Origin of the sequence: Mucilaginibacter rivuli, from assembly GCF_019391655.1 — a bacterium.
Classification (GTDB): Bacteria; Bacteroidota; Bacteroidia; order Sphingobacteriales; family Sphingobacteriaceae; genus Mucilaginibacter; species Mucilaginibacter rivuli.
Map to the genome: position 1 here is coordinate 236,148 of NZ_JAHXPQ010000004.1, position 20,747 is coordinate 256,894.

Annotated in this window: 17 protein-coding genes; 8 read left to right on the forward strand and 9 right to left on the reverse strand. The window is 42.0% G+C overall.

All coding sequences use genetic code 11. The annotated features are described in order from the left end of the window. Positions 1-257 precede the first annotated feature (257 nt). From KXQ82_RS10915 to KXQ82_RS10940, 6 genes are all read left to right on the forward strand, one after another. Entirely contained in the window at positions 258-1,238 is a 981-nt protein-coding gene (locus KXQ82_RS10915; protein ID WP_219488404.1) for a T9SS type B sorting domain-containing protein, read from the forward strand. A 36-nt stretch (positions 1,239-1,274) separates the two neighbouring features. After that, positions 1,275-2,240 (forward strand): PorP/SprF family type IX secretion system membrane protein, encoded by a 966-nt coding sequence (locus KXQ82_RS10920; RefSeq protein ID WP_219488406.1) that lies wholly within the window; start codon positions 1,275-1,277, stop codon positions 2,238-2,240. Positions 2,241-2,263: 23 nt separating this feature from the next. Continuing rightward, on the forward strand, positions 2,264-4,210 hold the full coding sequence (locus KXQ82_RS10925) for an OmpA family protein (protein ID WP_219488408.1): 1,947 nt from the start codon (positions 2,264-2,266) through the stop codon (positions 4,208-4,210). 243 nt (positions 4,211-4,453) lie between these two features. After that, on the forward strand, positions 4,454-6,199 hold the full coding sequence (gene aspS, locus KXQ82_RS10930) for an aspartate--tRNA ligase (protein WP_219488409.1): 1,746 nt from the start codon (positions 4,454-4,456) through the stop codon (positions 6,197-6,199). Positions 6,200-6,202: 3 nt separating this feature from the next. Then, positions 6,203-6,664 carry an FKBP-type peptidyl-prolyl cis-trans isomerase gene (locus KXQ82_RS10935; protein WP_219488411.1) on the forward strand — a complete coding sequence of 154 codons (462 nt, stop codon included), beginning with the start codon at positions 6,203-6,205 and terminating at the stop codon, positions 6,662-6,664. 21 nt (positions 6,665-6,685) lie between these two features. Next, on the forward strand, positions 6,686-7,141 hold the full coding sequence (locus KXQ82_RS10940) for an FKBP-type peptidyl-prolyl cis-trans isomerase (protein WP_219488413.1): 456 nt from the start codon (positions 6,686-6,688) through the stop codon (positions 7,139-7,141). A gap of 18 nt (positions 7,142-7,159) precedes the next feature. Here KXQ82_RS10940 and ispF read toward each other — a convergent pair whose 3' ends face one another. Then, positions 7,160-7,639: a 2-C-methyl-D-erythritol 2,4-cyclodiphosphate synthase gene (ispF, locus tag KXQ82_RS10945; protein WP_219488415.1), complete on the reverse strand. Its 480-nt coding sequence runs from the start codon at positions 7,637-7,639 to the stop codon at positions 7,160-7,162. A gap of 5 nt (positions 7,640-7,644) precedes the next feature. Next, positions 7,645-8,820, reverse strand: a complete 1,176-nt coding sequence (gene porV / locus KXQ82_RS10950; protein WP_219488417.1) for a type IX secretion system outer membrane channel protein PorV — start codon at positions 8,818-8,820, stop codon at positions 7,645-7,647. A gap of 251 nt (positions 8,821-9,071) precedes the next feature. On the opposite strand from porV, the gene KXQ82_RS10955 reads away from it, so the two are divergent. Continuing rightward, a complete protein-coding gene (locus KXQ82_RS10955; protein WP_219488419.1) occupies positions 9,072-10,706 on the forward strand; it encodes an SUMF1/EgtB/PvdO family nonheme iron enzyme in 1,635 nt (544 codons plus the stop codon). 62 nt (positions 10,707-10,768) lie between these two features. Here the strand turns inward: KXQ82_RS10955 and KXQ82_RS10960 are convergent, their stop codons facing one another. Further along, entirely contained in the window at positions 10,769-11,797 is a 1,029-nt protein-coding gene (locus tag KXQ82_RS10960; protein ID WP_219488421.1) for an aldo/keto reductase, read from the reverse strand. Then, positions 11,784-12,914 (reverse strand): AI-2E family transporter, encoded by a 1,131-nt coding sequence (locus KXQ82_RS10965; RefSeq protein WP_219488422.1) that lies wholly within the window; start codon positions 12,912-12,914, stop codon positions 11,784-11,786. The genes KXQ82_RS10960 and KXQ82_RS10965 overlap by 14 nt, the downstream gene beginning before the upstream one ends. 136 nt (positions 12,915-13,050) lie before the next feature. Here KXQ82_RS10965 and uvrC point away from each other — a divergent pair, with 136 nt between their 5' ends. Continuing rightward, positions 13,051-14,856: an excinuclease ABC subunit UvrC gene (uvrC, locus tag KXQ82_RS10970; protein WP_219488737.1), complete on the forward strand. Its 1,806-nt coding sequence runs from the start codon at positions 13,051-13,053 to the stop codon at positions 14,854-14,856. A gap of 56 nt (positions 14,857-14,912) precedes the next feature. Here uvrC and porN read toward each other — a convergent pair whose 3' ends face one another. The 5 genes from porN to KXQ82_RS10995 form a co-directional block, all read right to left on the reverse strand. Next, a complete protein-coding gene (porN, locus tag KXQ82_RS10975; protein ID WP_219488423.1) occupies positions 14,913-15,926 on the reverse strand; it encodes a type IX secretion system ring subunit PorN/GldN in 1,014 nt (337 codons plus the stop codon). A gap of 26 nt (positions 15,927-15,952) precedes the next feature. Next, entirely contained in the window at positions 15,953-17,488 is a 1,536-nt protein-coding gene (porM, locus tag KXQ82_RS10980) for a type IX secretion system motor protein PorM/GldM (protein ID WP_219488424.1), read from the reverse strand. Positions 17,489-17,539: 51 nt separating this feature from the next. Continuing rightward, positions 17,540-18,334: a type IX secretion system motor protein PorL/GldL gene (porL, locus tag KXQ82_RS10985; protein ID WP_219488425.1), complete on the reverse strand. Its 795-nt coding sequence runs from the start codon at positions 18,332-18,334 to the stop codon at positions 17,540-17,542. 70 nt (positions 18,335-18,404) lie between these two features. Next, positions 18,405-19,721: a T9SS ring complex lipoprotein PorK/GldK gene (porK, locus tag KXQ82_RS10990; protein WP_219488426.1), complete on the reverse strand. Its 1,317-nt coding sequence runs from the start codon at positions 19,719-19,721 to the stop codon at positions 18,405-18,407. A gap of 254 nt (positions 19,722-19,975) precedes the next feature. After that, positions 19,976-20,734, reverse strand: coding sequence for a uroporphyrinogen-III synthase (locus KXQ82_RS10995; protein WP_219488427.1), 759 nt, complete (start codon positions 20,732-20,734; stop codon positions 19,976-19,978). Positions 20,735-20,747: the final 13 nt, after the last annotated feature.

The following is a 20,747-nucleotide window of genomic DNA, read 5'->3' on the forward strand; positions in this document are numbered from 1 at the left end:
TGAATTGATTTCGGATTTCTGATTTTTGGTTTTCGGATTTGTTATTGAAGTGGCTTATTTAACGCTGTAGCTAAATAAATTACAGAGAAATATTTTAACTTACGCAATCAAATCAATACCACATCACGTAAGTTAAGTAAATAACAAACTATCAATACCTTACTTTTATCATAGTAACAGGCCTTATATTTGAGCCATTAATTATTGCCGACTTATTCACTAAAAATACCTGTATAACAAAACTATAAAGAGATACCATGATCAAATATTACCCATTCAGGATAGTGCTGCTGTGCTTTTTGCTTTGGCTGGCAGTAGCGCAATATGCTATTGCCAGTGTGGCTACCCCGCCACCGCCGCCCGGCAGTGTTAGCTTAATTAAGCAGGGTATATTTTCGGCTAATTATATTACTTACATTTTTACCGTTAAAAATGCCGGGCTATCTGTTATTAATTCTATTGCGCTTAATGATGCCCAGGTAGGTTTAGTTAATTATCCGGTAGCTGTTCCGGTGGGAGGGCTGTTACCGGGGGCTTCCGTTATTTTCAGTACTAAATATACCTTGAGCCAGGCTGATAAAGATGCCGGTATTGTAAACAATACAGCCACAGCCATTTGTGTTGATAATACTTTAACCACTTTGGCATCCGTATCAACTGTCGCTATTTCAGTCCCAAAATCGCCATTGGCGTTAGATGATGCCGGTGTAACAACTATAGATCAGCCGGTAACCATCGCCGTGCTGAACAATGATAACCCTGGCAACTCAACCTTTAACCCTACAACTGTAGCCATAGTAAGCCAGCCCAAAAACGGTACTGTAATAACCAATGCTACCGGCACTGTAACCTATACCCCAAAGCCACATTATAACGGCCCGGATAAATTTACCTATCGTGTACAGGATGCCTACGGTTATTATACCAATGTGGCTACCATAACTATTACTCAAACTTTGGTTGCCGGGGCGCTTAGGGTGCCTAACCTGTTTACCCCTAACGGCGATGGTATAAATGATGTATTTGAGATACGCGGACTGGAGCAGTACTATGCTAACGAGCTTATTATTGTAAACAGGTGGGGTAATGAGGTGTATCATAGCACACATTACCAAAATAACTGGACCGGGGGCGGGCTTAACGAGGGTACTTATTTCTATACGATAAAAGTAATGCGGACGGCAACAACCGAAACTGAAACCTATAAGGGTTATGTTACGCTGTCGAGACCGCGTTAGTATAAAAACAGGGGTTAACCCATCAATAACATTGTAATGAAACGAATATTAATATTGTTGACATTTTTACTTGGCCCGGGCCTGTTGTACGCGCAGCAGGATGCACAACAAAGCCAGTATATGTTTAACGGAATATATATAAACCCGGCCTATGCGGGATACCAGGAAAAGATAAACCTGCACAGTTATTACCGCAACCAGTGGACAGGCATTCCCGGCGCGCCGGTAAGTATGTCGGTAGCTTTGGATGCCAGCGCGAATGATGGCAACGTAGGGCTGGCGCTGCAACTATCGTCTGATAAACTTGGCGCGCAAAGTAACTTTTCGGCATATGCCAATTATGCTTACCGTTTACGGATGAATGTGGATGGCACATCAAGACTTGCCTTGGGGCTGGGCATTGGCGTACAGCAGCAGGCCTTGAACACATCGTTGCTGGAACCCAACGACCCCGAGCCTAAACAAATTTTGGGAACGCAAAGTAAGCTGATCCCCGATGCCCGGATAGGTGTTTACTATTCCAACAATAAATTTTACGCGGGCCTATCGGCAGATAACCTGGTTTCGCAATATCTCGATTTTAGCGATCAGCCTTATCTGGCCAAGCCAAAACTGCATATTTATTTAACGGGCGGAGTATTGTTCCGCCTTTCGGAAGACCTGCAGCTGAAACCCAGCCTTTTACTAAAAGATGATACTAAAGGCCCCACCAGCCTTGATATTAATAGTTTTGTATTGATAGGAGAAAAGCTATGGTTGGGTGGCTCATTCAGAACAGGTGTAAAACTGTATAATAAAGGTTATGCGCCAAGTGATGTGAGCCAGGTTAATTCGGCCGCATTAGCGGTACAGGTTTTCGCGATGGAGAATTTACGGATTGGCTACTCTTTCGATTTTTCGACAGGCTCATTACAAGGGTATAGTGGCGGGACACACGAAATATCAATAGGCTACTATTTTAAAAGCGCAAAAAGCAGGATGTTAACACCACGATATTTTTAGGTATGAAAACATCAAAAACTATAATGAAAAGGTGTTTAATTGCATTTTGCTTATTAACAGGCCTATTACTGCATAGCCCTAACGCTACTGCACAGCATTATTTAGAGCAAGCCGATAAGCAGTATAATTTATTCAATTACTCCAAAGCTATAGCCTTGTACAAGCAGGCTTATAAAACAGACTCGAGCTTTTACATTGCCGAACACCTGGCAAATAGTTACCGCCTGGTACAGGACTATAAAAATGCCGAAAGCTGGTATGCAATAACCACCACAATGCGCGATGCCAATAAAGCCGAAAACTTTTTACGGTATGCACAGGTGCTGCAAAACAATGCCAATTATGCTGAAGCAAAAAAACAATTTATTAAATATTACGCGCTGAGTCCGGAAATTGACCAGACCCAATTGAATGTATGGCTTACCGCCTGCGACTCGGCTATTGTATGGATGAATAATCCACGGCCTTTTACCCTTACAAATGAGCTGGCTTTGAACAGTCCGGCATCAGACTGGGGGGCGGTTAACTACAACAACACTATCGTTTTTGCATCCGATAGGAAAAAAGCGGCAGCCCGGGGCGCTTTTTTAAGATTTGATACAGATAAACCGGTAAACAGGGAGCGTTATTTATGGACAGGAAACGATTACCTGCGCCTGTATCAGGGCGAAACAGGGGGCGCTGCCGATACAAAATTATTCGCTGTTACCATTGGTGCTAACGATTACCATATGGGCCCGGCATCCTTCACCGTGGATGGCAACGAAATGTATTTTACCTTAACACGACTGCCAGCAAAGCAAAAGGATACCGCCGCTATTACTACCATTAAGCCGGAGATATTTTGGAGCAAAAAAGCAGATGGCACAAGGTGGTCAAAGCCGTTGCCTTTTGCTTATAACAACCCTAAATACTCGGCAGGTGACCCATATATTGCGCCCGATGGGAAAACGCTGTACTTTGTTTCGGATATGCCGGGTGGTAAAGGCGGTACTGATATTTACTATTGTAAAAAAGGGGTGGCTGATAATTGGGAACAACCAGTTAACCTAAAATCAGTGAATACTACAGGCAATGAACGCACCGCGGTATTATACGCGGGCAACCTTTATTTTTCGAGCGATAACAATACCGGTATGGGTGGGCTTGATATTTATAAAGCGGTACCCCGGGGGGGCAGCTTTGCAAAAGCGCAAAATATGGGTTACCCGGTTAACTCGCCGCAAGACGATTTTGCATTTATCCCCGTAAGCGAAACAAGAGGCTACCTGTCATCAAACAGGACTGGCGGTGCCGGGAGCGACGATATTTACAGTTATGTGCAAAACCCTGTACCGGCTTATGTTTTTGAAGGTGTAGTTTATGATAAACAAAGTAACGAAGCTATTGCCGGTAGCAAGGTAATATTTACGGGTAATAACAAGGTTTTAACCACGCGGTCTGATAATGCAGGGAAATTTACTTTTAGCACCGGGCAAAAAGGCAATTATACATTGCGGGGCGAAAAGCAAGGTTACCTGAGCGATAACCAAACCTTGAGTACCATAAATTTAAAGCCGGGAAATATTACACGCAAAAACCTGTACCTGGATAAAATAGTGCTAAACAAACCTGTGAGGCTCGATCATCTTTATCTTGATATTACGGAGGCTTACATTACTGATGATGCCCGCAGTGATATGGAAAAACTCATCAGGCTGCTTAAAGATAACCCCGCAGTAGCCATAGAAATAGGAGCGCATACCGATAGCCGTGGCAATGCAGCCGCAAATAAAGAGTTATCGCAAGCCTGTGCCGATGTTGTTGTAAAATATATTGTTGATAAAGGTGGCATCAACCCTAAACGCATCAAGGCGCGTGGTTATGGTGCAACGCAATTATTAAATGGTTGTAAAGTTGGGATAAAATGTACCGAAAGAGAGTACCAAATAAACCGCAGGGTGGAGTTTAAAATAACGAATGCGGAGTGATGCTGAATTTCGGTAATGATGGGATAAGAAATATGCATGCAAATCAATCATTCTGCAATTCAATAACTCAATAATTAATTAAAACACCCATGTCTTTGTTCATTTGTGATGCCAGGCTTACGGTATTCACATTTTAAAAATACCTACTTTTACTACCACGCCGGTTTTAAAATCGAGTGAGTTGATCATCCATCTCTGAAATCAATACAAAATGTTACTTTTGCAGACTTTTATTAAACTACTATGCTTAGAACTCATACCTGCGGGGAATTAACTACCGGTAATTTAGGTGAAACAGTTACTTTATGTGGCTGGGTGCAAAAATCGCGCGATTTGGGCGGTACTACCTTTATTGATGTGCGCGACCGTTACGGCTTAACGCAATTGGTGTTTAATACCGATAGCGATGCTACATTGCGCGAGCAAAGCCGCGACCTTGGTCGTGAGTTTGTAATTAAGGTTACCGGCAAAGTGGTTGAGCGTACCAACAAGAACGCTAAAATGGCTACAGGCGATATAGAGATCATTGTTTCGGCTATCGAAGTATTGAACAGCGCCAAGATACCTCCGTTTTTGATTGAAGATGATACCGATGGCGGCGAGGAGCTACGTGCCAAATACCGCTACCTGGATCTGCGCCGTAACCCCATACGCAACAACCTGGTTATGCGCCATAAACTGGCACAAGAGGTACGCAGGTATTTAGATAGTTTAGACTTTATTGAAGTAGAAACCCCGGTACTCATCAAATCGACCCCGGAAGGCGCGCGCGATTTTGTGGTGCCAAGCCGCATGAACCCGGGCGAATTTTATGCTTTGCCGCAATCGCCGCAAACGTTTAAGCAATTGCTGATGGTGAGCGGTTTTGATCGTTATTTCCAGATCGTAAAATGCTTTAGGGACGAGGACCTGCGCGCCGACAGGCAGCCTGAGTTTACACAGATAGATTGTGAAATGTCGTTCATCACACAAGAAGATATATTGAACACTTTTGAAGGGATGGCGCGCCACCTGTTTAAAAATGTAAAAGGCATTGAGCTTGGCGATTTCCCACGGATGCAATATGCCGATGCCATGCGTTTATACGGTTCTGATAAACCGGATATCCGTTTCGGAATGGAGTTTGTTGAACTGAATGATGTGGTAAAAGGTAAAGACTTTAGCGTATTTGATAACGCTGAATTGGTTGTAGGTATTAACGCTACAGGCGCTGCCGAATATACCCGCAAACAATTGGACGAACTTACCGAATGGTTAAAACGCCCGCAAATTGGCGCAACCGGCCTTATCTATATGCGCCACAATGCCGATGGAACATTAAAATCATCAGTTGATAAATTTTATAATGAAGATGAACTGAAAAAGTGGTCGGCAGCATTTAATACCCAACCCGGCGACCTGGTATTGGTATTAGCCGGCTTGACCGATAAAGTGCGCAAACAATTGAACGAGTTACGCCTTGAAATGGGCACACGTTTAGGCTTGCGCGATAAAAAGGCCTATGCGCCGCTTTGGGTTTTAGATTTCCCGTTACTGGAGTGGGATGAAGAAACAGAGCGTTTCCACGCGATGCACCACCCGTTCACTTCGCCAAAACCGGAAGATATACCATTGCTGGAAACCGACCCTAAAAATGTGCGAGCCAATGCTTACGATATGGTGGTTAACGGTATTGAAGTGGGCGGCGGCTCTATCCGTATTCATGACAGGGCCCTGCAATCGCTCATGTTCAAACACCTGGGTTTCTCGCCCGAAGAGGCGCAAAAACAATTTGGTTTTTTGATGGACGCCTTTGAGTTTGGCGCACCTCCGCATGGCGGTATCGCTTTAGGTTTTGACAGGTTGTGCTCGATATTCGCTGAGCTGGATTCTATCCGCGATGTGATCGCATTCCCGAAAAACAACTCGGGCCGCGATGTGATGATCGATTCGCCATCAACCATTGCCGATACGCAGTTGAATGAGTTGAAGATAAAGACAACAGTGTAAGGGATGAAGAGGAGTATATTATTTTTATTGGTATGCGCTGTAATACTCGCGTCATGCGGCGGCGGTTCATCTTCACAAATGTCAAGGCAAGCGGCTGTGGACGATTCGCTGATACAGGTTTACATCAAGGCAAACCACATTAATGCTACCAAACATTCATCCGGCCTGTACTATCAAATTATAAAAGAGGGTACGGGCGCTAATGCCGCTTCAAACTCAAGCGTTGATGTAACCTACGAAGGCAAATTGACAACAGGATTGGTATTTGACCATAGTGTAACCCCAATTAGCTTTGCGCTGAAGGATGTTGTAGAAGGCTGGCAAATAGGGATACCACTGGTTAAAGCAGGAGGTAAAATAATGCTTATCATCCCATCGCATTTGGGCTATGGCCCCGGCGGCTCGGGCCCGATACCAGAAAACGCCGTGCTGGTATTTGATATTGATGTACTGAAAGTGCAATAAAACCGTTATATTGGGAATCGGATGAAAAAGATAATCTTAATTTTAATTGTGCTTACAGCGAGCATATCGGCTTGTAAAAAAGAAGCTACCTTCGACCCATCGGTACAGGCTACCATTGATGACGGCGATATCCAAACCTATTTAAAGGCCAACAGCATTGTTGCTGTAAAAGACCCATCGGGTTTATATTACCAGGTAATCAATGCAGGCACGGGGGGCACACCTAATATCAATTCAAATATTTCGGTAAACTATTCGGGTAAATATCTTGATGGTGTAACCCTTGATCAGGGAACATTAACCCGGTATCCGTTAAAAAATCTGATACAAGGCTGGGGAATTGGTATCCCGTATATTAAAGTAGGCGGGCGTATTGTATTGTACATACCATCAGCATTGGCTTATGGGCACTCACCAACAAACGGGGTACGTGCAGATGCAGTATTGATTTTCACTATTGACCTGACGGGCATTTAATTAGCCCGAAAGAGCCGCTTAATATTTCTCTATTAAACAAACAGCATAGGCAACAACACCTTCCTGGCGGCCAATAAAGCCCATCTGCTCGTTAGTAGTGGCTTTGATCGAAATATCATCTTCGCTAATGCTGATGGCTTCGGCAATGTTCTTTTTCATTGCGGGGATATGCGGATTTATTTTGGGTGCCTCAAGGCATATCATGGCATCGATATTACCGATGCTAAAACCCTTTTCGCCTATCAGTTTCACTACCTCCTGCAGCAAAATCATGCTGCTGATACCTTTCCAGCGGTTATCGGTATTCGAAAAATGGTAGCCTATATCGCGCATATTAGCAGCACCAAGCAAAGCATCGCATATCGCGTGAAGCAGTACATCAGCATCAGAGTGGCCAAAGGCACCTGCATGGTGTTCAAGCTTTACGCCGCCCATTATAAACGGGTGATTTTCTTTCAGCTGATGAACATCAAAGCCAAAACCTACTTTTATTTTCATAAATATTATTTTTTACCAAAGTTATACCCTAATGTAAAACGCAGGGTATTTGCCAGCGGGCTGCTTTTCTGGCTGGCCACAAGGTATGAGAAATCAAGACTAAAATCGCTGTATTTAAAGCCTGCGCCAAGCGAAAAATACTGGCGGTTCCCCTTATCAGGATTTTCGTAAAAATAACCGGCTCGCAAAGCAAATAGCTTAGCGTACATGTACTCGGCCCCGGCAGCGTAGCTTATCTCTTTTAGCTCCTCGCCAAGGCCACCCGGTGCATCAGTAAACGAACCAAATATACCTGATACGATAGACTTATTATCATCAGATCCTGAGAGGATGTTGCCGTTCGAATCGCGAATTGGGGGAGTGGGTACTAATAACTTATTGATATCAAGTGTAAGGGTAAGCTGGTTTTCAGAGTCTAAAAACATGGTATTAGCTACACCAAGTTTTAAATTAGTTGGCAAAAAGTACTTTTTACCGCCCTCTACATAACTGATCTTGGTGCCTATATTCGAAATATTGGTTCCGAATGCAAATAACGCATCGTTGCCAAATTGCTGTACCGGCTTACGGTAAAACAAAGAAACATCGGCAGCAACGGCACTTGCCGAATTGGTTTGCTGGCTGTTTACGCTAATGCCATTGGTTAAACCCGAGTAAATATAGCGAGCGGTAATGCCTAACGAAAAATCATTCCCGAATTTCCGAGCCAGCGTGGCGTCAATTGAAAACTCATTTGGCTGATAAGTACCTTGCGGATTTTGGTTAGCATCAAATAACTCAATAGTGCCTAAATTAAAATAACGCAGCGATGCGCCAATGGTTGTACGTTCATCGGTACGTTTGGCAAAGCTTAAATAAGCCAGGTTAATATCGGGTATTAAATTACGTAACCATGGGCTGTATGATAGTGATAAACTTGTAGGCTCTTCTAAAAAAGCCAGTTTTGATGGGTTCCAGTAACTATCATTTACTTCGGGTGCCAGGGCAACACCGGCATCGCCCATACCGCCCGAGCGCGCGTTTGGCGAAATAGTTAAAAAAGGAACAGCTGTAGTTATGGCATTAGTACTGCTTCCATTTGAATTAGTTCCGGGCGTTACCGTTTGGCCATTAGCATTTAGGTATGTTATAAAAGCTAATGCACAGGTACCGGTTTTAATAAAAAGGTTCAGTATTTTCATCGCCGTAATTTAGGTGTTATTTTTTAATAGTAATAATTAACCTTATTAATTATGATATTTTAGGATTATCCGTTTAGTATATTAAACACTTTAACAAATAAAAAATACGCTTTAGTATAACTTACCCGCTTTTTTTTCGTTAGAGGGTATAAACGTATTTGCTAAAAAACTAAAAAATTAAATTGATTGGCGTATCTTAGTGCTTACTAACTAATGATAGCCGATAGCTAATAGTTATTTTTGTATTGAAAATGAGAAAAAATTTGACCAGATCTGTTTTAGCTTTTTTTGTTTTGGGCATTGTGCTCTGCAGTTGCAGCACACCACCCCGATCGCAAAAAACAGGCATGACCTATAACGATAAAACCAACGGTGGTTACCAGATGTTCAAAAAAACACATCCGGCGCCAGGCCCTGGTTTAGTGCCAATTGAAGGCGGAACCTTTGTTATGGGTGGCAGTTTAGACCAGGATGTGCAGTACGATTATACTTTCAATAAAATGCGGGTGCCTATTTCATCGTTTTATATGGATGAAACCGAAGTTGCCAACCTTGACTGGCTTGATTACCTGCACTGGATAGTAATTAACTACCCTACCGACCGCGAATATTACTACACTGAATTACCCGATACACTGGTATGGCGTAAGCCGCTATCGGCCAATGAGCCTTATGTAAATAACTATTTGCGCCATCCCTCATTCCAGGATTACCCTGTTGTTGGTGTGAGCTGGGAACAAGCCAATGATTATTGTTACTGGCGTACGCAGCGTATGAATGAGAATATTTTAAGAGAAACCGGCAAGCTTGTTGATTGGAAAACTGCGTCGAACGATGGTAAAAAAGTTCCGCAAATAAAAAAGGGAGAAACTTTTAATACAGATCCCTATTTAAACGGGCAATATAAAGGCAACGGGGTTAACGGTAAAAACATGATGACCGATCTTAGCCCTACAGCAAAAGTAAGTGCTAATGGTAAAGCCGTTCGCCCGGTACGTTTGGAGGATGGTATTATCACATCCGAAGGTTATCGTTTACCTACTGAGGCAGAATGGGAGTATGCCGCACTGGGTTTAATAAGCAGAACACAAGATGAAAACACCCAGGAAGGCAAAGTTTACCCCTGGAGAGGAATGGGTGTACGCTCGCCTAAAAAAGGCACACAAGGATTAATATTAGCCAACTTTAAACGCAGCATGGGCGATTATATGGGTGTTGCAGGTGCGTTGAATGATAAGGCTGATATTACCGCTCCTGTACGATCATACGAACCTAATGATTTTGGTCTGTACAATATGGCCGGTAACGTTAACGAGTGGACCGCCGATACCTACCGTTTATTAACTTACGAAGATTTTGACGGACTAAACCCTTTTAGGGGTAACCAATATACGGATAAACGTTTGGCCGACCCGGCAAAGGGCTTATTGGCAAAAGATAAATATGGCCGCCCTGTTTTAGATCCATCAAAAGGTAACAAAAAACAAACCTGGGCAGAGCTGACAGCGCAAAATCAAGCAAAAGCAGCTGCTCCTGCTACTACACCTGCAACAGGTGGTAATACAACAACCGGCAATAAATATGCAGCATCGTTAGAAGGCAAACCATACTCACCCGATCAGCGTGGTTATAATGATACTGTAAATAACGTTTTATATGGACATACTACTTTGATAAACGACAGATCCAAAGTGTACAAAGGTGGTTCATGGAATGATATGGCTTATTGGTTAAATCCATCAACCCGCAGGTTTATGGATCAGGGTGATGCCAGTGCCGAAGTTGGTTTCCGTTGTGCCATGACAAATGTTGGCGCTGCCGAGATCAACCCTAACGGAAAATCGCATATCCCGGTTAAAAACCCGGCACAATATAAACCGAGGTAATAAATTACACCGGCATAAAAAAAGCGATGGAAATGATCCATCGCTTTTTTTATGCCATCATCTTACAAGAATTTACGGTGTTCTATCTTATCGTAAAAGCCACCAAAAAGGTTTTTCTTTACCGCGTCTTCTTCAAAAAAAGCAGCAGGAAAACCGGGATCATAGGCGCTTACTTTATCAAGGCGTTGCATGTGTTGAGGGTTCAATGCCAGATCAACACATTTTAAATTCTCCTGCACCTGCTCAACCTTTGTAGCACCCACAATAGGGATGCATGATACATTTTGTTGCATTAACCATTTTAATGCCACATGCGATGCATCAACACCTAACTCATCGGCTATAGCCACAACTTCGCGGGCAATGTTGGTACTACGTTCGTTAAGGCGGTTACTGGTTTCTTTGATACGGCCTTTATCACCACGCAGATACTTGCCGGATAGCGCGCCGCCTGCTAATGGCGCCCATGGCAAAACCGTCATATTATAATGTTCGGCCATGGGTATCAGCTCGCGCTCCACTGTGCGTTGTACCAGGCTATACTCAACCTGCAAACCTATAAATTGGTTCCAGCCCCATAATTCGGCAAGGGTATTGGCTTTGGATACTACCCATGCAGGTGTATCAGATATACCAAGATAGGATACCTTACCCTGACTTACCAGGTCTTCCATTCCGCGCAATATCTCATCAACCGGGGTTAAATTATCCCAAATGTGAAGGTACAGCAGGTCTATATAGTCTGTTTTCATTCGCTTCAGGCTGGCCTCTACAGTAGCCATCATATTTTTACGGCTGTTGCCGCTGGCATTTACATGATCCCTGTTTTCGTACAGGCTGTATTTGGTTGCCACCACATATTTATCGCGCGTAGGTGCAATAAATTCGCCTAAAAAAACCTCACTTGTGCCCCTGGTATAAAAATTGGCCGTATCTAAAAAGTTGCCGCCGGCATTCACGTAGGTATCAAAAATTTTTTGGCTCAGGGCTTTATCTGTACCCCATCCGTTTTCGGTGCCAAAGCCCATCGTACCTAAGCATAGCTCGGATACTTTAAGGCCTGAGCGGCCCAATAATTTATACTTCATCATTTTCTTCAGCTTTCTTTTTTGTTTCTTGTTCGGTATCACCTTTCTCGGCAACCTTTTCAAATACCTTATCGCTATACTCCGTTTCGGCACCTAAAAGCAGGCCCCAAGGCTTAAGATCATCAATACGATCAAAAATTATCTTCACTATAGCCAATACCGGTATAGCTAAAAACATGCCGGATATGCCCCATATCATTTCGCCAATTACTACACCCAAAACAACAATAAGGGCATTTAGCTGAACCTTTGAGCCAACAATGCGCGGCATAATGATATTACTATCGATAAGGTGGACGCCTATAATACTCACTGCAACCTCGATAGCCTTAGTTGTGCCACCTGTTCCTAAAGTAAGCAGCGTGCCTATAATCATGGCCGAGAATATCCCCACGTAAGGCACTAAATTAAACAGGCAGGTTATCAGCGCAAGCAATAAAGCATACTTTACACCAAACAAAGCTAATAAGCCAAAAACAATGGCGCATACGGTAAGCATCTCCAAAAACAATCCGGAAATGTATTTACGCATAATGTACTGGATCTGCGCGGCAACATCAAAAACCAGTACTTCGCTGCCATCGCCAAAGGCCTTTACTAAAAAACTGATGAGCACTTTGCGGTAAAAGAGCACAAAAATGGTGTAAATAAAAGTAAGTACGATAAACAATATCATTGATGATACCGACAGTACTGTAGTACCCAGGTATGAGCCTGCCGAGGCGTTAACATCTGTTTTAATATTGTTTATCTGTTGATTTAAACCGATATGAAACTCCCTGTATGCCCAATCGTGAATAACATCATACACCTGTAGCAACCGTACTTGTATTTTGGGCCAGTCGGCAGCTAAACCGGTTAATTGTAATACTATAATGTAGGCTATAAGGGTAACAAAGGCTGTAAATATAACCACCGCGATCATACAGGCGGCGCCACGTGGCAGCCTTATTTTATACTCCAAAAAACGTGCGAATGGCAACAACAGCATGGCAAAAAGGAATGAGAACACCACCGGGGCCATTACATCCTTAGCTATAAAGGCAACATAAACTATACATATTAAGCTGATGAGCACATAGGCAAGTTTTGCGTAATAGGGAAGGGTAGCTTTTTTCATGTACAAGTTTACAGGTTTGTTTAGGGTAATATAGTAATTTTTTGATTGAGATATGAATACGGCATATTAAATCGATTTTGGAAAGCAAAAATAGGATGGATACACAAATAAAATCTAATTTTACGTTTGTTAGATGATGGACCCATTCGATTATAAAGCTGTTCTAAAAAACATACCGCATAAGCCCGGCGTGTACCAATATTGGGATGCCGATAAAGAACTGATATATATTGGCAAAGCAAAAGATCTGCGTAACCGGGTAACATCATATTTTAATAAAGACCAAACCATAAATGCCAAAACAAAGGTTTTGGTGAGCAAAATACGCAACATTACCTTCACCATTGTTGATACCGAAATTGATGCCTGGCTGCTGGAAAACAGCCTGATAAAAAAACACCAGCCCCGGTATAACATTTTGCTGAAGGATGATAAAACATACCCCTGGATCATCATTAAAAACGAGCGGTTCCCACGTATATTCTGGACACGGAAGATCATTAAGGATGGCTCAAAATACCTTGGGCCTTATGCATCGGTAAGTATGATGCATGCCATATTGGGCGTTATCCGCGAAACTTATCCTTTGCGCACCTGTAACCTGCCATTAAGCAAACAAAATATTGATGCAGGTAAGTTTAAAGTTTGTTTGGAGTACCAATTAGGCAATTGCAAAGGCCCTTGCCAAAACTACCAGACCGAAGATGATTACGCCAACAGCATTGAAGAGATAAAGGATATACTGAACGGTAAAATTGGCGCCGTGGTTAAAAATTTGAAAGCCGATATGGATACTGCTGCAGCCAACATGAATTTTGAACTGGCGCACCGCTTAAAGCGCAAGTATGATGTGCTTGAAAATTACCAAAGTAAATCAACCGTAGTTAATTCATCAATTACCGATGTGGATGTATTCAGCATAGCATCCGAAGAGAAATATGCTTTTGTTAACTTTTTAAAGGTGATGAATGGCACCATCATCCAAACACAAACCATCGAAATTAAAAAGCGGTTGGATGAAAGCGATGAAGAGATACTGAGCATAGCCATTACGGAGTTTCGCGATAGGTACCATAGTCAATCTAAAGAGATCATCGTTCCGTTTGATATCGACCTGGATGATGCGAATATTAAATTTACTGTACCCAAGTTGGGTGAGAAAAAGAAACTGCTCGACCTGTCACAAAAGAATGTGATCTTCTTTAAACGAGATAAGATGGAGCAGTATGAGAAGCTGAACCCCGAAGTACGATCGGAACGCTTGCTTACGCAAATGATGAAAGATTTGCGGATGAATCAACTCCCGCACCATATTGAGTGTTTTGATAATTCCAACTTTCAGGGCAAATACCCGGTTTCGGCCATTGTGGTGTTCAGGGATGGCAAACCATCTAAAAAAGATTACCGGCATTTTAATGTGAAGACCGTTGAAGGGCCTAATGATTTTGCTACGATGGAGGAGGCTGTTTTCAGGCGATATAAGCGCATGCTCGAAGAAGACAACCCATTACCCCAACTCATAGTAATTGATGGCGGCAAGGGACAGCTATCATCGGCTATTAAAAGTTTAAAGCTGCTGGGGATAGATAAACAAGTAACAGTTATTGGCATAGCCAAAAGGCTCGAAGAATTGTATTACCCCGGCGACCAATACCCCTTGTATCTCGACAAAAAATCGGAGACATTAAAGGTGATACAACAATTGCGTGATGAAGCGCACCGTTTCGGTATCACGGCCCACCGCAAAAAGCGTGATAAGGGAACTTTGGCAACCGAACTTGAACTGATAGAAGGCATAGGCAAAACATCGGCCGAAAAATTGCTCAAATATTTTAAGTCGGTAAAAAACATAAGGGAGGCTACTGCCGATGAATTACAGGAAGTGGTAAACACTAAGCAGGCAATGGCCATCATTAAATACTTTAATCAGCCGGCGGTATAAAAAAAGAGCGATGAGTTTACAACTCATCGCTCTTTTTTTATAATTTACTGATAGTTTTAGTTACCGTACTTCCATAACTCCAACTCCCAATCCATCAACGATTTTTTGATACGTTCCGACTCGTATAGCTTATCAAGCCCTTGGGCGTAATCTTTAATACGTTCGTCTTTCTCGTTGGATTGTTTTACAATGTAACTGGTGAATATCCGTTTTAACAATACCTGGTCAAAACTTAAACCTGTAGCATCATTATGTTTTAAAACCGCTTCCTCAGCAGCTAATATCTTCCTTGCTTCGGGATAGTATATCCAAAAAGCCGGCTGATAATCAGCTTCGCCCGCACCGGTAACTTTGGGTTTAACCAATGGCGCTATACCTAAAATACGAGGTTCAAAAACAGAACGTTGTTTATCAAACATCCATAATTCTTTTATCCTGAACTTTATAACACTATCCGGATTAAACTCACCAGGAACCATTGTTGTACCAATATCGGTACCTGCGGCATCAAAGTGGTGTACCAGCGTGCTATCAGATAAGCGCGCCAGTGCTTTTTCTTTGGTTAAAGGGGCAGTAAACTCATCGCCATTCACATCAATTTTAGTTGGTGTTGGGTCATACACGGTTAATTCATCATTTTTGATGGCATTAACCAGTACATCTATCAGACGTTTTTTTGGCGAAATAAGATATTGGTTAACACGTTCACGCAGATCTATCTCGCGCCAAATTGTTTTTTCGAACACTACATCAGCCTCGCGCAAAACAGCGTAAGGCGTAGGTTTGGCACTTAATATGTTTGATTTTACGTAAAAACCATTTAACGGCCTGTCTTTTTTAACAGTATCCGTTAAAGGTATTTGTGTAACCGCAATAGTGGGTTTATTTGAAGCATCATTAGCCTTACCATTTAATGAGGTATTAGCTTTACCGGCCGCTGGTTTTGCAGCCGTGGTTTTGCTTTTAGTTGTTACCGGTTTCTTTTTAACAGGTGCTTTCTTCTTTGCCTGCGCAAAAACAGCTGTGCTTAAAAAGCCCAATACAACAATAAGTAAAATCCTCTTTTTCATAACTCCACCTTTCTTTCTTAACGCAATTAGTTCGCTGTAAGTATAATTGGTTGTAAACCACGTACGCCACCATCGGGGCCAACCGCAGTAATATCATCAAATAATACTTTAGTACCCGGTGTAACGCTTGCCATAGCGGCTTTCATTTGAGCGTTAAGCTCGTTTCCGGTACCTTTTATAATAATAAAATCTTGTCTTGGTTTTTGGATAAACAGAGTAAACCTGGTAACTGTAAACTTGGCATCAAACTCAAAGTTATCCAATATTGCAAAAACGCGGTCTTGCGAACGGATGTTTACCGCAGGAGTTGAGCCACTGCTTTTGCCTGCAAAACGGGCAATAGGGTCAGGGATACGTTTGATACGGAATGTAGTACTACCCAATGCCTGGGTTTTTCCTTTTTCCAGTTCGCCCGAAATTGAAACTTTAGCCTCGCCTATACTTGAAACCTTGGCAACATAGTGGCCAGGAGATACCGATGATATTGAACCGCTCGAGATTGAAACTTTTAATTGCTCACGCGATATACCAGGAGCTGATACTGATAAAGGATTTTCAACACCAATATACAATACGTTCATTTTATCAGGTGATACTACTGCCGATGGCTTAGCTACCTGGTAAGTTTGCGTTGGTGTTGTGTAAGTTTTAACAGTACCATCTGTTTGTTTCACCCTGATCACACCTGTCCAGGTTTTGATACCTTCTGACGAAGTATTACCAACATATTTACCCTGACCGTTTTCGATAGGTAATGAGCTGCCTCCAACTGTGATATCGGGTTTAGAGTGCGAATCTGAAGCAGTTAAAAACACCTGTGCAGTGTAAGGCTGGCCAACTATTACATAGCTGGTTGGCGCTACTGCAACCGCGTTAAACTGATCCAGGTTTACTAATGCCTGATCGAATTTACTCATCAGTTTTTTAGTGATGGCAGCCTCATCGTTTTTCGCATCCGATTGGATCTTGATGAAAGTTGTCATAACTGCTGCAACCGGGATATTAGCACCAAAATAAGCCTCTTCCCATGGTTTTTCAGCCTGCCCTCTTCCAGGTATAGGATCCGATGCATCCAGCGAAAGGTTAACTCCTGAACGGTCTTTAGGGTCAAGCAAATTCAATAATTGCTCGCGAGTGTCCAAAATTTCTTTACGAAGTATAACACCTTTACCATCCTTGATCATGATACGTTCAGACTCTTCCATGTTATCCCTACCGGCATAATCACCTGTCTGCTCGCTTATACCACCACTTTGCTTTACTAATTGTTCTTTCAGTGCTTCAACATCATTGTACAATTTAGTAGCTAAAGCAGTAGCTTTTTGCGCTTTCTCATAAATTGGCTTAGCTTTTACAGGCTCATCCTTTAAATGCTGATCAAAAGCCTTATATGAACTGTTAATACCATTTTGAACATTTTTTGTTGAAGTAGACATGCTATCGCCTATCTTTTTGAATGCATCTAACAAACTTTCCGGTACGTTTAGGGCAATTAAGCCCAACAATACCAGGTATAGTATGTTGATCATCCGCTGTCTTGGGGTTTGTTTACCTCCAGCCATATATTAATATTTTAATATTGTGATAAAATTTTGGACCAAATCAATTTTCAATTAACCTATTTTCTGGTTCATTGCAGATAACATGTTACCATACACAGAATTTAAAGAAGCAAGGTTTTTAGCTAATGCAGAAACTTCAGTTTTAAATTTCTTAGAATCATCCATTGATTCGTTGAAGTTTTGCATAGTAACCGCTAAATTCTGGTAAAATTTGTTCATTGATTTTAAGTGGGTACTTGAATCCTGTAATTCTAACTCATATACAGCATTTAAAGCTGATAAATTTTTAGCTAAAGCCGAAACCTGATCGTGGTATGCTTTTGACTCACCATTTGAGCTTGCAAACTCGGTTAAGCCTTGTGATGCTTTAGCAAACGCAGCATTCATATTGTCATAGCTCGCTCCGGCTGATTTTAATTTTGCCGTAAACTCTTGTGTTGCAGTACCTGCATCAGCTACTTTAGTTATTGTGCTTACTTTATCGCTGAAAGTTTTTAAGCCTTCGCCTAAGCTATTTATCAACTCAGGGCCGATCTTAGCATCCGTTATCATTTTATCTAATGATAAAGCAGTTGTAGTTGCATTTAAGTTTTGTTTTGGAGCCGGTGCCGGTGTAGCAGCGCCTTCAGCCAGTTCTGGATAAACAATTGTCCAATCCACTTCAGTTGGTTCATTTTGACATCCGAGTATAAAAAACAACACAGCTTCTGTTAATAACCCAACCGAGATAAAAACCCCAGAATAAGGCCAGTGTTGAATTTTAAATAATAACCCTACGATTACTACTGTTGCACCCCAAGATACGATGTTACCGATCTTTACTTTAAATTTTTCTTTGCCAGCCATACTTTTAATAGTTTAGTTGTTTTGTGTTAGTTGTTTTGTTAGTTAAGTTGTTTATTGTTGTTTTGTTGAATTAACGTTTGGTGATGCTTTGACCTACAAATGAGGTTATGCACCTAAAACCGATATAAGCTTTTGCAGTATCCTGATACTCATAAGAACGGGTTGAGTTCTGCAAAAAGTAACCAACATCTTTAAATGAGCCACCTCTGATTACCTTTCGTTTCAGGATCTCGGGGTCATTCTTTTTTGCTTCGTAGGCAAACGTTGGGCTTAAATCGTTCACAAAGGTTGATGCGGCGGCATCGTAAGCGGATGATGTCCACTCGGCTACATTGCCTGCCATGTTATATAATCCGTAATCATTGGGGAAGTACGAATGTACGTTTACAGTATATATTCCGCCATCATCGCTATAATTACCACGGCCGGGTTTAAAGTTAGCTAATAAACAACCCCTTGCATTTTTAATGTAAGGGCCGCCCCAAGGGTAATTTGTACCTATACGGCCACCACGGGCAGCATATTCAAATTGGGCTTCGCTTGGCAAATCATAAGGCAAACGCGGCTCCAGGTGGCGCGACTCGCTGTAAGCAGCGTAGTGGCGTGTGCGCCAGATGGTAAAGGCGCGTGCCTGTTTCCAGGTTACACCAACAACCGGATAATTTTGATACGCCGGGTGCGAAAAATAGCCTTGCGCCATTGGCTCGTTAGCGGCATAAGTAAAGTTACTCAACCAAACCAATGTATCCGGATATATCGCTATCGTATCGCGCAGTATCGCATCGGAACGGCGTTTTGTTTTATCATTTTGATTATTGGCAGCAACCCTCAGGTCCATTTTAGCATAAACGTATTTTAGCATTCTAACGTCAATCTCGTTACGATCGAATACACGGTCATCGCCCTGGTAATACATATCGTTTAGCTTGTTGTTATTACTTGGCTGGCCTTTTCTATCACTCCAAACCGGGTATTTAGCTACATAATCCCAATTGATATATTTTTTGCCACGGTTTGCAGCTCCGCCTCCAGGTTTTGGCTGTACGTAGTATTTATTATCTTTAAGGTAATTGGTTATGGCAATAGAATCGCGCACCCAATTAACAAACTGGCGATATTTGCTGTTTGATAATTCGGTTTCATCCATAAAGAATGATGGAACAGTAACTTGTTTATTATCGCCAATGGTAGAAAAGGTAATATCCTGATCAACCGGGCCCATTAAAAAGCTGCCCGATGGGATGTAAACCATGCCGTAAGGAACCGTTGGCCTGAATGAACGCTGACGCACACCTACAACCTCGCCCCTATCACTGCTCAATTTACTTTGGCAACCAGCCAGAACCACCCCCGCTATTATGAAAAATAAAAAGTAAAAAAATTTCATTTTAAAGTCTAAGTGCTAATAATAAACACAATTACAATTGTCGAATATACTTAAAATTTAATTAAACCTTTACGAAAGTATTGAGTCTCGGTATCGGTTAATTATTTTTAAACATAACAACTTTTATCAACAATTATTGTGTTCAATTAAAATAACGATAGCATTCATCATTATTCAGGCAATTATACGAAAAAAATAAAATAAGGTTTCGTTGTATTTTTGTTAAGAAATTAACTTAAACTTAATATACGTGCCTATTTATTTACTTGTTTAACGTACTGTTCAATTGCCATGGTCATGGAAGGCGCGGCGGGCGTTGGGGCTGAAATATCCAAAATTAAACCTGCATCTAACACAGCTTTTGTTGTGGTTGCACCAAAAGCGGCTATGCGGGTGTTGTTCTGTTTAAAATCGGGGAAGTTTTTATATAGTGATTGTACGCTTGAGGGGCTAAAAAAAGCAATGATATCATAAAACACCTCCGCTAAGTCAGACAGGTCACTGCAAACCGTGCGGAATAATACTGCCGGGGTAAAGTTATAACCATTCTCCAGCAAAAAGCGTTGTGTTTCTTCGGCAGCAACATCAGAGCATGGATATAAAAATTTCTCGCCTGAGTGCTTTTTTAATACCTCGGCCAGATCGGCAGCGGTTTGTTTCCCAAAAAATATTTTACGTTTACGGTATTGGATATATTTTTGGAGGTATAGGGCTATCGTTTCTGATAAGCAGAAATATTTCATTTCGGCAGATACTTCAAAGCGCATTTCTTCGCATATGCGGAAAAAATGATCGGCAGAGTTACGGCTGGTAAAAATAACCGCGGTAAAATCGGCCAGGTTAATGCGCTCTTTACGAAAATCTTTAGCAGCAACCCCTTCAACATGGATAAACGACCTGAAATCAATTTTCAGATTATGCTTCTTCGCCAACTCGGCGTAAGGATTCTTGTCTGTATCCGGTTTAGGTAAGGTTACTAATATGCTTTTTACCTTTTTCTTTCTATCTTCCAACGTTCCTGTTTGT

What these genes read in the sequence shown, in the direction of transcription:
- KXQ82_RS10915 (WP_219488404.1), top strand. Translation starts at nt 258, where the DNA reads ATGATCAAATATTACCCATTCAGGATAGTGCTGCTGTGCTTTTTGCTT.
- KXQ82_RS10920 (WP_219488406.1), top strand. Translation starts at nt 1,275, where the DNA reads ATGAAACGAATATTAATATTGTTGACATTTTTACTTGGCCCGGGCCTG.
- KXQ82_RS10925 (WP_219488408.1), top strand. Translation starts at nt 2,264, where the DNA reads ATGAAAAGGTGTTTAATTGCATTTTGCTTATTAACAGGCCTATTACTG.
- aspS (WP_219488409.1), top strand. Translation starts at nt 4,454, where the DNA reads ATGCTTAGAACTCATACCTGCGGGGAATTAACTACCGGTAATTTAGGT.
- KXQ82_RS10935 (WP_219488411.1), top strand. Translation starts at nt 6,203, where the DNA reads ATGAAGAGGAGTATATTATTTTTATTGGTATGCGCTGTAATACTCGCG.
- KXQ82_RS10940 (WP_219488413.1), top strand. Translation starts at nt 6,686, where the DNA reads ATGAAAAAGATAATCTTAATTTTAATTGTGCTTACAGCGAGCATATCG.
- ispF (WP_219488415.1), bottom strand. Translation starts at nt 7,639, where the DNA reads ATGAAAATAAAAGTAGGTTTTGGCTTTGATGTTCATCAGCTGAAAGAA.
- porV (WP_219488417.1), bottom strand. Translation starts at nt 8,820, where the DNA reads ATGAAAATACTGAACCTTTTTATTAAAACCGGTACCTGTGCATTAGCT.
- KXQ82_RS10955 (WP_219488419.1), top strand. Translation starts at nt 9,072, where the DNA reads ATGAGAAAAAATTTGACCAGATCTGTTTTAGCTTTTTTTGTTTTGGGC.
- KXQ82_RS10960 (WP_219488421.1), bottom strand. Translation starts at nt 11,797, where the DNA reads ATGATGAAGTATAAATTATTGGGCCGCTCAGGCCTTAAAGTATCCGAG.
- KXQ82_RS10965 (WP_219488422.1), bottom strand. Translation starts at nt 12,914, where the DNA reads ATGAAAAAAGCTACCCTTCCCTATTACGCAAAACTTGCCTATGTGCTC.
- uvrC (WP_219488737.1), top strand. Translation starts at nt 13,051, where the DNA reads ATGGACCCATTCGATTATAAAGCTGTTCTAAAAAACATACCGCATAAG.
- porN (WP_219488423.1), bottom strand. Translation starts at nt 15,926, where the DNA reads ATGAAAAAGAGGATTTTACTTATTGTTGTATTGGGCTTTTTAAGCACA.
- porM (WP_219488424.1), bottom strand. Translation starts at nt 17,488, where the DNA reads ATGGCTGGAGGTAAACAAACCCCAAGACAGCGGATGATCAACATACTA.
- porL (WP_219488425.1), bottom strand. Translation starts at nt 18,334, where the DNA reads ATGGCTGGCAAAGAAAAATTTAAAGTAAAGATCGGTAACATCGTATCT.
- porK (WP_219488426.1), bottom strand. Translation starts at nt 19,721, where the DNA reads ATGAAATTTTTTTACTTTTTATTTTTCATAATAGCGGGGGTGGTTCTG.